This is a genomic window from Streptomyces sp. NBC_00316 (genome assembly GCF_036158715.1).
Classification (GTDB): Bacteria; Actinomycetota; Actinomycetes; order Streptomycetales; family Streptomycetaceae; genus Streptomyces.
This window is the reverse complement of sequence record NZ_CP108023.1, coordinates 4,438,340-4,449,799: the sequence shown is the minus strand read 5'-3', so window position 1 is coordinate 4,449,799 and position 11,460 is coordinate 4,438,340. Positions and strand designations below refer to the sequence as shown.

The following is an 11,460-nucleotide window of genomic DNA, read 5'->3' as shown; positions in this document are numbered from 1 at the left end:
TGACGGGCTCTCAGAAGTCGTCGGCGCCGTTGCGGAGCGCGTACGTCGAGTAGCCCGTCGCCGGGTTGGCGGCGATGCCCTCGCCGCCGGGCGCCTTCACGGCAGCCGTGCCGCCGCCTCCCGTCAGCGTGATCGGGCGGCGGCGAGCCGTTCCGCCGCGGCAGCGATGGCCCTGCAGGGTTTCGGCCGTTGCCGGTACGGGCCGGACCAGGCGTTGGGGGCCGCCCGGTCCGGGGTCCGTGTCCGGTCCTGGTCCCATCCCTGTTCCGGGATCTGCTCGCGGCCGCGGACACGTGGGTGTCGAGGGCGACCCCGTACCCGTCCGTGCGGTTGCCGGTGAGCAGGCGCGCAGCCGTGCGACATGCCGCCGTACGACGGTGCGGGCAGTGGGTCGGCGGCTCGTCGTCCCACAGGGCGTTCGTCAAGTGGCCCATGGGAACGGGGGTACTGCCGGTCCTGCCCGGGCTGCGTCCGGGATATTGCTGTCCGCGGCCATGTCGAACTGCTGTGAGCCGCGCTGCAGGGGTGAAGCGGCCGGAAATCGGTTCAGAGACCGCGGCGTTCGTCCTCGGACACGACCGTGGCGCTGGGCGGTACGACCACCCGACGGCGCCGCGCGATGCTCGCGTAGACGAAGACCCCGATGATGCCGACGATCATCATGATCCAGCCGACCAGGTCGACATTGACGGTGTCCATCTTCCAGTCGGTGGCGAAGGCGAGTACCGCCCCGACGGCGATGAGGATGATGCATCCTCCGAGTCCCATGGTCACGCCTCCTTGGCGGTCCGGAGGCTCCGGACCGTTGTACGGATCGCGTACCCGGCCCGGCGACAAGCATGTGCGCAGGGCGGATCGGGAGGAGGCCGCCCGGACGGAACGAGCGGTTCCGCATGCAGTGGGCGGGCCCGCCCGAAGGGACCCGCCCGTCGGTAGGGCTGCCCGGCAGGGGCCGCCCGCGGAGCGGGAGCGGCCCCTGCCGGGGAGACCGGCCGCTCAGCCCGCCAGGAACGCCGTCAGCGCGTTCGCGAGCAGATACGGGTCGTCCGCGCCGCACAGCTCACGTGCACTGTGCATCGACAGGATCGCGACGCCGATGTCCACGGTCTGGATGCCGTGCCGGGCCGCGGTGATCGGGCCGATCGTCGTGCCGCACGGCATCGAGTTGTTGGAGACGAACGTCTGCCACGGCACGCCCGCCTTCTCGCACGCCGCCGCGAACACGGCCCGGCCGCTGCCGTCGGTGGCGTACCGCATGTTGACGTTGACCTTGAGGATCGGCCCGCCGTTCGCCACCGGGTGGTGCGTCGGGTCGTGGCGCTCGCCGTAGTTGGGGTGGATCGCGTGACCGGTGTCGGAGGAGAGGCAGACGGTCCCCGCGAAGGCCCGGGCGCGGTCCTCGTACGTACCGCCGCGGGCGAAGACCGACCGCTCCAGCACCGTGCCGAGCAGCGGTCCGTCCGCGCCGGTGTCCGACTGGGAGCCGTTCTCCTCGTGGTCGAAAGCGGCCAGTACCGGGATGTACGGAATCTCTTCGTCCGGCTGTCCGGCGACGGCGGCGAGCGCGGCCGTCGCCGCGTGCACGGAGAGCAGGTTGTCCATCCGCGGCCCGGCCAGCAGCTCGCGGTCCCGGCCCAGGTAGGCCGGCGGCTCCACGGCGTGCGGCATCAGGTCCCAGCCGGTCACGTCCGCCGCGTCGACCCCCGCCTCCTCGGCGACGAACCGGATCAGGCCGCCTTCCTCGACGTCCCCGAGCCCCCAGATCGGCTGCATGTGTTTCTGCCGGTCGAGCTTGAGCCCGTCGGTGTTGGCCGACCGGTCCAGATGCACGGCCAACTGCGGCACACGCAGCAGCGGCCGGTCGATGTCGACCAGCCGGTGAGTGCCGTCCCGCAGGCTGATCCGGCCCGCGAGACCGAGGTCCCGGTCCAGCCAGGTGTTGAGCAGCGTCCCGCCGTACACCTCGACGGCGATCTGCCGCCAGCCGTACGACCCCGTGTCGGGCAGCGGCTTCACCCGCAGGTTCGGCGAGTCGGTGTGTGCGCCGACGATCCGGAACGGGGTGTGCGCACCGGCGCCCTCCGGCACGTACCAGGCGATGATCGCCCCGCCGCGCAGCACATACTTCCCGCCGGTGGACGCGTCCCAGGCCGCGGTCTCCTCGACCTGCCGGAAGCCGGCCTTCTCCAGCCGGGCCGCGGCGGTGGCCACGCCGTGGTACGGAGTGGGGCTGGCCATCAGGAAGGCCATCAGGTCGTCGGTGTGACCGCGGTCGAAGCGGAGGGGAGAACTCATGTTCTTCACTGTAACGACGATGCGGCGGGAAGAATCCGCGTATCACCACCCCGCCCTGCGGGCCGGGGGTCACAGCGTGTCGATCGCCGCCGGGCCGGTGCCGGTGCCGTACGGGGCGCTCGAGCCGGTCGTGGCGGGCGCCGGTGGCTGTCCCCCGGGCGGGATTCCCGGCCGTGCACCTGGCGTACCCGGCTGATACGGCAGCGCCGCCGCCCGAAGGAATTCGGGCGGCGGCGCTGCGTTGACCGACGGTGCGCGCCGAAGGCTAGAACGCGGCCTCGTCCAGCTCCATCAGCGAACCGTCGACCGCCTCGGCGAGCGCGCGCTCGGTGGAGACGCCCGGCAGGACGTTCGCGGCGAAGAACTTCGCGGCGGCGATCTTGCCCTGGTAGAAGGCGACGTCCTTCGCGGCGGCGGTCGGCAGCTTCTCGGCCGCCACGGCCGCGCCCTTCAGCAGCAGGTAGCCGACGACGACATCGCCGGAGGCCAGCAGCAGGCGGGTGGTGTTCAGGCCGACCTTGTAGATGTTCTTGACGTCCTCGCCGGTCGCGGTGAGGTCGGTGATCATCGTGCCGACGATCGCCTCGAGGTCCACGGCCGCCTTGGCGAGCGAGTCCAGCGCACCGGACAGCTCCTCGTTGCCGTGGGCGCCGGCGAGGAACTTCTTGATCTCCTCGGACAGCGCGTTCAGCGAGGCACCCTGGTCGCGGACGATCTTCCGGAAGAAGAAGTCCTGGCCCTGGATCGCCGTGGTGCCCTCGTAGAGGGTGTCGATCTTGGCGTCACGGATGTACTGCTCGATCGGGTACTCCTGGAGGTACCCGGAGCCGCCGAACGTCTGGAGCGACTGCGCCAGCTGCTCGTACGACTTCTCGGAGCCGTAGCCCTTCACGATCGGGAGCAGCAGGTCGTTGAGGCCGTGCAGCGCCTTGGCGTCCTGGCCCGCGGCCTCCTTCTCCTGGATCGCGTCCTGGACGGAGGCGGTGTACAGCACGAGGGAGCGCATGCCCTCCGCGTACGCCTTCTGCGTCATCAGCGAGCGGCGTACGTCGGGGTGGTGCGTGATGGTGACCTTGGGCGCGGCCTTGTCCATGAAGTTCGCCAGGTCGGTGCCCTGGACGCGCTCCTTGGCGTACTCCAGCGCGTTCAGGTAGCCCGTCGAGAGGGTGGCGATGGCCTTCGTGCCGACCATCATGCGGGCGAACTCGATGATGCGGAACATCTGGCGGATGCCGTCGTGCTTGTCACCGATCAGCCAGCCCTTGGCGGGGTGCTGGTCGCCGAAGGTCATCTCGCACGTGTTGGACGCCTTGAGGCCCATCTTGTGCTCGACGTTCGTCGCGTACACGCCGTTGCGCTCGCCCAGCTCACCGGTGGTCCAGTCGAAGTGGAACTTCGGGACCATGAAGAGCGACAGACCCTTCGTGCCCGGGCCTGCGCCCTCGGGGCGGGCCAGCACGTAGTGAATGATGTTCTCGGACATGTCGTGCTCGCCCGAGGTGATGAAGCGCTTCACACCCTCGATGTGCCAGGAGCCGTCCTCCTGCTCGACGGCCTTCGTGCGGCCCGCGCCGACGTCCGAACCGGCGTCCGGCTCGGTCAGCACCATCGTCGAGCCCCACTGCTTCTCGACGGCGATCTCGGCGATCTTCTTCTGCACCTCGTTGCCCTCGTCGAAGAGGATGCCGGCGAACGCCGGGCCCGAGGAGTACATCCAGACGGCCGGGTTCGAGCCGAGCACCAGCTCCGCGTAGGACCAGATCAGGGAGCGCGGGGAGGTCGTGCCGCCGATCTCCTCGGGCAGGCCCAGGCGCCAGTACTCGGAGTCCATGAACGCCTGGTACGACTTCTTGAACGTCTCCGGGACCGGCGCGGTGTTGGTCTCCGGGTCGAAGGCCGGCGGGGTGCGGTCGGCGTCGGCGAAGGAGTCGGCCAGCTCGTTCTCCGCGAGGCGGGTGACCTCGTCGAGGATGCTCTTCGCCGTCTCGACGTCCATCTCGGCGAACGGGCCGGTGCCGTACAGCTTGTCGCGCCCGAGGACCTCGAAGAGGTTGAACTCGATGTCGCGGAGATTCGACTTGTAGTGCCCCATGGGAAGGCTCCGTAATCAATAGCAGTGGCGCGCAGCGCCCCGGTGAGGGGTGAGGTCCGGGCGGGCGACGAGCTGGCGGTCCGTATATGAGCTGACGTCTCCGATGATGCTACCCGTCAGTAATAAGACGCAACCCCTCGAGGCGGCGATGTGTCCGATTACTCTTTGGGGTATGTACGGCTACGACCAGAACCAGGGCGCGCAGCAGCAGATGGGTGGCGGCTACGGCGAGCAGCCGCTGTACCCCGAACCCTCGCCGCCCTCCCTCGGTGACGCGGTACGGGCCTTCACCACCGGATCCCTGTCCGCCGAGGACTTCCAGCAGATCTTCGCGACCTCGAAGGTCTACTGCCCGCGCGGCGACAACCCCGGCTTCCTCGCCCTGCACAACACCCAGCAGCCGGTGATCCCCATGTTCACCACGCTCAAGGAGCTGCGGCTGTACGCCGGCAAGGAGTCCAAGTACTTCGTGATCACCGGCGCCGAGGTGATCGATCTGCTGCCGACCGGCTACGGATTCGTCCTCGACATGGAGGGCGAGCACCGGATGGTCTTCGACGCCAAGGCCGTCGAGCAGATGGTCGACTTCGCGATGCGTCGCATGTATGGCTGATTTCTGACCTTCGAGAAGGGGTCCGTACCCGAGCGGTACGGACCCCTTCTCGCTGTCCGGGGGTGCTGCGGCGACGCGGGAATGCGGCACCCCTTGCGAGATGTTCACTGTTCAACTAAATTGGAACCAGGACAATCCCGGAGGTGGCTCCCATGCCCGCAGTGACCGTCGAAAACCCGCTGACCCTGCCCAAGGTCGCCGCCTCGGGCGACGCCACGGCCCGCCCCGTGCTCGCCGTCACCACGGCGCCGAGCGGATTCGAGGGCGAAGGCTTCCCGGTTCGCCGTGCGTTCGCCGGGATCAACTACAAGCACCTCGACCCGTTCATCATGATGGACCAGATGGGCGAGGTGGAGTACGCGCCGGGCGAGCCCAAGGGCACCCCCTGGCACCCCCACCGCGGCTTCGAGACCGTCACATACATCATCGACGGCACCTTCATCCACCAGGACAGCAACGGCGGCGGCGGCACCATCCGCGACGGTGACACCCAGTGGATGACGGCCGGATCCGGCCTCCTGCACATCGAGGCCCCGCCGGAGTCCCTCGTCATGTCGGGCGGCCTCTTCCACGGCCTCCAGCTCTGGGTGAACCTGCCCAAGGCCGACAAGATGATGGCCCCCCGCTACCAGGACATCCGCGGCGGCCAGGTCCAGCTCCTCGCCTCCCCGGACGGCGGCGCACTGCTCCGCGTCATCGCCGGTGAGCTCGACGGACACGAGGGCCCGGGCGTCACCCACACCCCGATCACGATGGTCCACGCCACCGTGCGTCCCGGCGCCGAGGTGACCCTTCCGTGGCGCGAGGACTTCAACGGACTCGCGTACGTGCTGGCCGGCCGCGGCACGGTCGGCGAGGAGCGCCGCCCGGTCCACATGGGGCAGACCGCGGTCTTCGGTGCCGGGTCCTCGCTGACCGTCCGCGCGGACGAGAAGCAGGACGGCAACACGCCCGACCTGGAGGTCGTGCTGCTCGGTGGCCGTCCGATCCGGGAGCCGATGGCGCACTACGGTCCGTTCGTCATGAACAGCCAGGCCGAACTCAAGAAGGCGTTCGAGGACTTCCAGGCCGGCCGCCTCGGCACCGTGCCCGCGGTTCACGGCATGGGTGAGTGATCCTTCCGCCGGCCCTCGCTGACGGTCCGTCACCCATGCGGACCGTCGGGCGGGACACGGCTCCCGCGCCGTGATCGGGTGGGAGGGTGCAGACCCGGAAGCCCCTCCTGCCCGACGCCGCGCGGCGAACAGCCGCCTGGTGCGTCGTACTTCTGCTGGTCATGGGCGTTGCCGCGGTCGCCATCTGGCTGTGTGTCACCCTCAAGACCGCGGTCACACCCGTTCTGCTGGCCCTGCTCGGTACGGCGCTGCTCGGCCCCGTCCACCGCTGGCTCGCCGCCCGCAGGGTCAACCGGTCGCTGGCCGCCGGGCTCACCTGTGCGCTGCTCGTCGCGGTGGTCGGCGGCGCCGGGTACATCGTCGTCACCGCGCTCATCGACACCGGCGACCAGATCGTCCGGTCACTGAAGGACGTCGGTCAGTGGGTCGTCGACCACTTCGGGTTCGCGCGCGACATCAATGTGGACAACCTCGCCGCCAATGCGCAGAAGCTCGTCGAGAAGTTCGGGGCGAGCGCCGCCGGCGGGCTGCTCACCGGGATCAGCCTGGTCGGCTCGCTGATCGCGACCAGCGTCCTCGCCCTGCTGCTGACCTTCTTCTTCCTGCGTGACGCCGACCGGGCCGCGGCCCTCGCCCACAGCCTCGCCCCGCGCGGCACCGGTGAGCTGGTCGAGGCGATGGGGCGGCGGGCCTTCGAGGCCGTCGAGGGCTTCATGCGCGGCACCACGTTCATTGCGCTGATCGATGCGACCTGCATCGCCGTGGGTCTGCTGATCCTGCGGGTGCCGGGCGCGGTGGGGCTGGGCGCGCTGGTCTTCGTCGGCGCGTACATCCCGTATCTCGGCGCATTCCTCTCGGGCGCGGTCGCCGTCCTGGTCGCTCTCGCGGACCGGGGGGTCGTGATCGCGATCTGGGCGCTCGGTGTGGTGCTCGCGGTCCAGGTGCTGGAAGGGCACGTGCTGCAGCCGGTGATCCAGAGCCGTACGGTCCAGATGCACCCGGCCATGATCATGATCGCGCTGACGGCGGGCGCGAGCGTGGCGGGCCTGCTGGGCATGCTGCTGGCGGTACCGGTGTGCGCTGCGGCCTTCGGCGTCATCGGCGAACTCCGCAAGGGTTACGCCTCCGCCCCGGGCGCCGCGCCGCCCCCGGGCGCACCGCCTCAGCCCGGCACATCGAGCCCGCCCGGCGGCTGACGACGGGGCGGCCACCAGGGCGCTTCCCGGCGACCGTCCCCGCCTCCTACGACTCGTACAGCTCGAACCAGATGGACTTCCCGGCCCCCCGCGGCTCCACGCCCCACGCATCGGCCAGCAGCTGCATCAGCACCAGCCCCCGCCCGCTGGAAGCCATCTCGCCGGGTCGCCGCTTGTGCGGCAGTTCGTCGCTGCCGTCCGTCACCTCCACCCGGAGGCATCGCCTGCCCCGGTCCGTGCCGACCTCGACGACCATCAGCGCGTCGCCGTCCGTGTGCAGGAGGACATTCGTGGTGATCTCGGAGATCAGCAGCACGGCCGCGTCGACCTGCTCCGGGTCCGACCAGTCGTGCAGCAGCTCGCGCAGCTGCTGCCGGGCGGCCGCGATCCGTTCGGGTTCGGCCTGCGCGACGGTCATCGCGGTACGGCGCGTCGCGGCCCGCTTCGTCGGGCCGGCCTCGCGGCGCAGCACGAGCACCGCGATGTCGTCCTCACGGCGGTCGGCCAGCGGCCCGGTCGTGTAGTGCGAGGTCGGCCCGTGCACGGCCTGCACCAGCGCGTCGGCGAGTTTCTCCAGGTCCCCGGTGTGCTGTTCCAGAACCGGCCGGAGCCGGTCCCAGCCGGTGGTCAGGTCGTGGCCGCCGGTCTCGATCAGCCCGTCCGTGCACAGCATGATCGTGTCGCCGGGCTGCAGGACCACCCGGGTCGTCGGGTAGTCGGTGTCCGTCTCCATGCCGAGCGGCAGTCCGCCGCCGGTCTGCCGGATGACCGCCGTCCCGTCGCTGCTGATCACGACCGGGTCGGGGTGGCCGGCCCGCGCGATGTCGAGCGTCCCGGTCTCCGGGTCGGCCTCCGCGTACAGGCATGTCGCGAACCGCGGACCGGTCTCTTTCCCGTCGTCGTACGCGTCGGTGAGCCCGGAGAGGAACCGGGAGGCGCGGGAGAGCACCGCGTCCGGGCTGTGCCCCTCGGAGGCGTACGCGCGCAGAGCGATCCGCAGCTGGCCCATCAGCCCGGCCGCCCGCACGTCATGGCCCTGGACGTCGCCGATGACGAGGGCGATACGGCCGTTCGGGAGCGGGATCATGTCGTACCAGTCGCCACCTACCTGGAGCCCGCCACCGGTCGGTACGTACCGCGCGGCGACCGTCATCCCGGGGATGTCGGGGTCCAGGGTCGGCATCATCGACCGCTGGAGTCCTTGCGACAGCTCCCGCTCGGTCTCCGCCTCTCCGGCCCGCGCCAGGGCCTGTGCGAGCATCCGGGCCACCGTCGTCAGCACGGAGCGTTCGTCCGGCGAGAACGACACCGGGTGCCGGAACCCCGCCATCCAGGCACCCATCGTGCGGCCCGACACGATCAGCGGGAGGAAGGCCCAGGAGCGGCGCCCGAAGCGGCTGGCGAGCGGCCAGGTGACCGGGAAGCGGCGTCGGTACTCCTCGGGCGACGGGAGATAGATCGCCCGCCCGGTCCGTACGACCTCGGCGGCCGGGTAGTCGGTCTCCAGCGGCATGTCGTTGAACGGGTCCTCGTCGCCCATGTTCTGGCCGTGGTGGCCGATGATCGTCAGCCGGTCGCCCGCGACGCCGAAGACGGCGAGTCCGTCCGGCGAGAACCCGGGCATGGAGAGCGAGGCGGCGACCCGCAGCACCTCCTCCGTCGAACGGGCTTCGGCGAGCGCCCGCCCCGCGTCCAGCAGGAACGCCTCCCGGGACCGGCGCCAGTCCCCGGTGATGGGCGTGTGCGCCCCGGCGGTGCCCGGCTGCGGTTCGGGGACTTCCTGGATGGTGCCGACCAGTACGTACGTCGAGCCGTCGACCGACTCGACACGCAGAGGCTTGGAACGGCTGCGTACGGTACGGAGCACCCGGCCGTCCCCGTCCACGATGCGCAGCCGGGCCTCCGCCAGGGTGTCCTCGGCGATGGCGAGATTCACCACCCCGTAGATCTCGTTCCAGTCGACCGGGTGGAATCGCGCGCGCACCGAGGCCTCTCGGAAGACGCCGTCCCTGGCGGGCAGGTCGACCAGCCGGGCGGCTTCTGCGTCGAGCGTGACCGTCCCGGCTGTGTTGTCCCAGCGCCACAGGCCGGTCGCGGTCGCGGCCAGGACGTCCTCGGTGCGCATTGCCCCACTTTAGGAAGATGTGCTCCGTGGACGCCACCGAGGACGGTCGCCGGAGGGCGGTCCGGACCCGCCGGATGATCTTGAAATGCTTATGTCAATGAAGTCGTGCGGGCGCGGGCGGTAGCCTGGGGAGGCTGAATCCACCCCAACCGCGAAGACTGGATGAACGACGATGCATCGGTACAGGTCCCACACCTGCGGCGAGCTCCGCGCCTCTGACGTCGGCACCGACGTCCGGCTGAGCGGCTGGCTGCACAATCGTCGAGACCTGGGCGGCATCCTCTTCATCGATCTGCGCGACCACTACGGTCTCGTGCAGCTCGTCGCCCGCCCCGGCACCCCCGGCAACGACGCCCTGTCGAAGCTCACCAAGGAGACCGTCGTCCGGATCGACGGCAAGGTCTCCGCACGTGGCGCCGACAACGTGAACCCGGATCTCCCGACCGGCGAGATCGAGATCGAGGTCACCGAGGTCGAGGTACTGGGCGAGGCCGCCCCGCTGCCCTTCACGATCAACGCAGAGGACGGGGTCAACGAGGAGCGGCGCCTGGAGTACCGCTTCCTCGACCTGCGCCGTGAGCGCATGCACCGCAACATCATGCTGCGCTCCGCCGTCATCGCCTCGATCCGCTCGAAGATGGTGGCCCTCGGGTTCAACGAGATGGCGACCCCGATCCTCACCGCGACGTCCCCCGAGGGCGCCCGTGACTTCGTCGTCCCGTCCCGGCTGAACCCCGGCAAGTTCTACGCGCTGCCGCAGGCCCCGCAGCAGTTCAAGCAGCTGCTGATGATCTCGGGCTTCGACCGCTACTTCCAGATCGCGCCGTGCTTCCGCGACGAGGACGCCCGCGCCGACCGCTCGCCCGGCGAGTTCTACCAGCTCGACGTCGAGATGTCGTTCGTCGAGCAGGAGGACGTCTTCCAGCCGATCGAGAAGCTGATGACCGAGCTCTTCGAGGAGTTCGGCAACGGCCGGCACGTCACGTCGCCGTTCCCGCGGATCCCGTTCCGCGAGTCGATGCTGAAGTACGGCAACGACAAGCCCGACCTGCGCGCCAAGCTGGAGCTCGTCGACATCTCCGACGTCTTCGCCGGCTCGGAGTTCAAGGCGTTCGCCGGCAAGCACGTCCGCGCCCTTCCGGTGCCGGACACCGCGGGCCAGTCCCGCAAGTTCTTCGACGGCCTCGGTGAGTACGCCGTCGAGCAGGGCGCCAAGGGCCTGGCCTGGGTCCGCGTCGGCGAGGACGGCACGCTGGCCGGACCGATCGCCAAGTTCCTCACCGAGACGGACATCAAGACCCTCACCGAGCGTCTCTCGCTCGTCCCGGGCCACGCCGTCTTCTTCGGCGCCGGCGAGTTCGACGAGGTCTCCAAGATCATGTCGGCCGTCCGGGTCGAGGCCGCCAAGCGCGCCGGCCACTTCGAGGAGGACGTCTTCCGGTTCTGCTGGATCGTCGACTTCCCGATGTACGAGAAGGACGAGGAGACCGGCAGGATCGACTTCTCGCACAACCCGTTCTCCATGCCCCAGGGCGGCCTGGAGGACCTGGAGACGAAGGACCCGCTGGACATCCTCGCCTGGCAGTACGACATCGTCTGCAACGGCATCGAGCTGTCCTCCGGCGCCATCCGCAACCACGAGCCCGAGCTGATGCTCAAGGCGTTCGAGATCGCCGGTTACGACCGCGAGACCGTCGAGCAGGAGTTCGCGGGCATGCTCCGCGCGTTCCGTCTCGGCGCCCCGCCGCACGGTGGCATCGCCCCCGGCGTCGACCGCATCGTGATGCTGCTGGCCGACGAGCCCAACATCCGCGAGACGATCGCCTTCCCGCTCAACGGCAACGCCCAGGACCTGATGATGGGTGCCCCGACCGTGCTGGACGAGGCGCGGCTGCGCGAGCTGAACATCCAGCTCCGCAAGCCCGCCGCGACGGTGAAGGAGAAGGCCGAGGCCAAGGACTCGGTAGCGAGGGACACCGGCGCGAAGTAGGCGTCACCGGTTCCGTTTCGGTTGCACGTGAAAC

General features: G+C 69.9%; 10 protein-coding genes. 5 read left to right on the top strand and 5 right to left on the bottom strand.

The features are described 5' to 3' along the window. Positions 1-10 precede the first annotated feature (10 nt). The 3 genes from OG878_RS19765 to OG878_RS19755 all read right to left on the bottom strand — a co-directional run bounded on the left by OG878_RS19765 (position 11) and on the right by OG878_RS19755 (position 2,295). Positions 11-259, bottom strand: a complete 249-nt coding sequence (locus tag OG878_RS19765) for a hypothetical protein (RefSeq protein ID WP_328888016.1) — start codon at positions 257-259, stop codon at positions 11-13. A 287-nt stretch (positions 260-546) separates the two neighbouring features. Beyond that, complete coding sequence (locus OG878_RS19760; RefSeq protein ID WP_277327320.1) at positions 547-768, bottom strand: DUF6458 family protein; 222 nt, start codon at positions 766-768, stop codon at positions 547-549. A gap of 228 nt (positions 769-996) precedes the next feature. Continuing rightward, positions 997-2,295: a M18 family aminopeptidase gene (locus OG878_RS19755; protein WP_328888015.1), complete on the bottom strand. Its 1,299-nt coding sequence runs from the start codon at positions 2,293-2,295 to the stop codon at positions 997-999. On the opposite strand from OG878_RS19755, the gene OG878_RS19750 reads away from it, so the two are divergent. Further along, entirely contained in the window at positions 2,294-2,491 is a 198-nt protein-coding gene (locus tag OG878_RS19750) for a hypothetical protein (protein ID WP_328888014.1), read from the top strand. The genes OG878_RS19755 and OG878_RS19750 overlap by 2 nt on opposite strands. A 69-nt stretch (positions 2,492-2,560) precedes the next feature. On the opposite strand, the gene OG878_RS19745 is transcribed toward OG878_RS19750, so the two are convergent. Continuing rightward, positions 2,561-4,387, bottom strand: a complete 1,827-nt coding sequence (locus tag OG878_RS19745) for an acyl-CoA dehydrogenase (RefSeq protein WP_328888013.1) — start codon at positions 4,385-4,387, stop codon at positions 2,561-2,563. Positions 4,388-4,559: 172 nt separating this feature from the next. On the opposite strand from OG878_RS19745, the gene OG878_RS19740 reads away from it, so the two are divergent. The 3 genes from OG878_RS19740 (at position 4,560) to OG878_RS19730 (ending at position 7,311) form a co-directional block, all read left to right on the top strand. After that, positions 4,560-5,000, top strand: coding sequence for an SseB family protein (locus tag OG878_RS19740; RefSeq protein WP_030930244.1), 441 nt, complete (start codon positions 4,560-4,562; stop codon positions 4,998-5,000). A 152-nt stretch (positions 5,001-5,152) separates the two neighbouring features. After that, on the top strand, positions 5,153-6,115 hold the full coding sequence (locus OG878_RS19735; RefSeq protein WP_267003933.1) for a pirin family protein: 963 nt from the start codon (positions 5,153-5,155) through the stop codon (positions 6,113-6,115). Positions 6,116-6,201: 86 nt separating this feature from the next. Further along, positions 6,202-7,311, top strand: coding sequence for an AI-2E family transporter (locus OG878_RS19730; RefSeq protein ID WP_328888012.1), 1,110 nt, complete (start codon positions 6,202-6,204; stop codon positions 7,309-7,311). Positions 7,312-7,357: 46 nt separating this feature from the next. Here OG878_RS19730 and OG878_RS19725 read toward each other — a convergent pair whose 3' ends face one another. Continuing rightward, a complete protein-coding gene (locus OG878_RS19725; RefSeq protein WP_328888011.1) occupies positions 7,358-9,436 on the bottom strand; it encodes an ATP-binding SpoIIE family protein phosphatase in 2,079 nt (692 codons plus the stop codon). Between the two features lie 172 nt (positions 9,437-9,608). Between OG878_RS19725 and aspS the strand changes: the two genes are divergently transcribed. Beyond that, the gene (gene aspS, locus OG878_RS19720) at positions 9,609-11,426 is read left to right on the top strand and encodes an aspartate--tRNA ligase (RefSeq protein ID WP_328888010.1); all 1,818 of its coding nucleotides are present in this window, start codon (positions 9,609-9,611) and stop codon (positions 11,424-11,426) included. The last annotated feature ends 34 nt before the right edge of the window (positions 11,427-11,460 follow it).

Excerpts from the sequence above, each read along its gene's own strand:
- OG878_RS19765 (WP_328888016.1), bottom strand. The coding sequence starts at position 259 with ATGGGACCAGGACCGGACACGGACCCCGGACCGGGCGGCCCCCAACGC.
- OG878_RS19760 (WP_277327320.1), bottom strand. The coding sequence starts at position 768 with ATGGGACTCGGAGGATGCATCATCCTCATCGCCGTCGGGGCGGTACTC.
- OG878_RS19750 (WP_328888014.1), top strand. The coding sequence starts at position 2,294 with ATGTTCTTCACTGTAACGACGATGCGGCGGGAAGAATCCGCGTATCAC.
- OG878_RS19755 (WP_328888015.1), bottom strand. The coding sequence starts at position 2,295 with ATGAGTTCTCCCCTCCGCTTCGACCGCGGTCACACCGACGACCTGATG.
- OG878_RS19745 (WP_328888013.1), bottom strand. The coding sequence starts at position 4,387 with ATGGGGCACTACAAGTCGAATCTCCGCGACATCGAGTTCAACCTCTTC.
- OG878_RS19740 (WP_030930244.1), top strand. The coding sequence starts at position 4,560 with ATGTACGGCTACGACCAGAACCAGGGCGCGCAGCAGCAGATGGGTGGC.
- OG878_RS19735 (WP_267003933.1), top strand. The coding sequence starts at position 5,153 with ATGCCCGCAGTGACCGTCGAAAACCCGCTGACCCTGCCCAAGGTCGCC.
- OG878_RS19725 (WP_328888011.1), bottom strand. The coding sequence starts at position 9,436 with ATGCGCACCGAGGACGTCCTGGCCGCGACCGCGACCGGCCTGTGGCGC.
- aspS (WP_328888010.1), top strand. The coding sequence starts at position 9,609 with ATGCATCGGTACAGGTCCCACACCTGCGGCGAGCTCCGCGCCTCTGAC.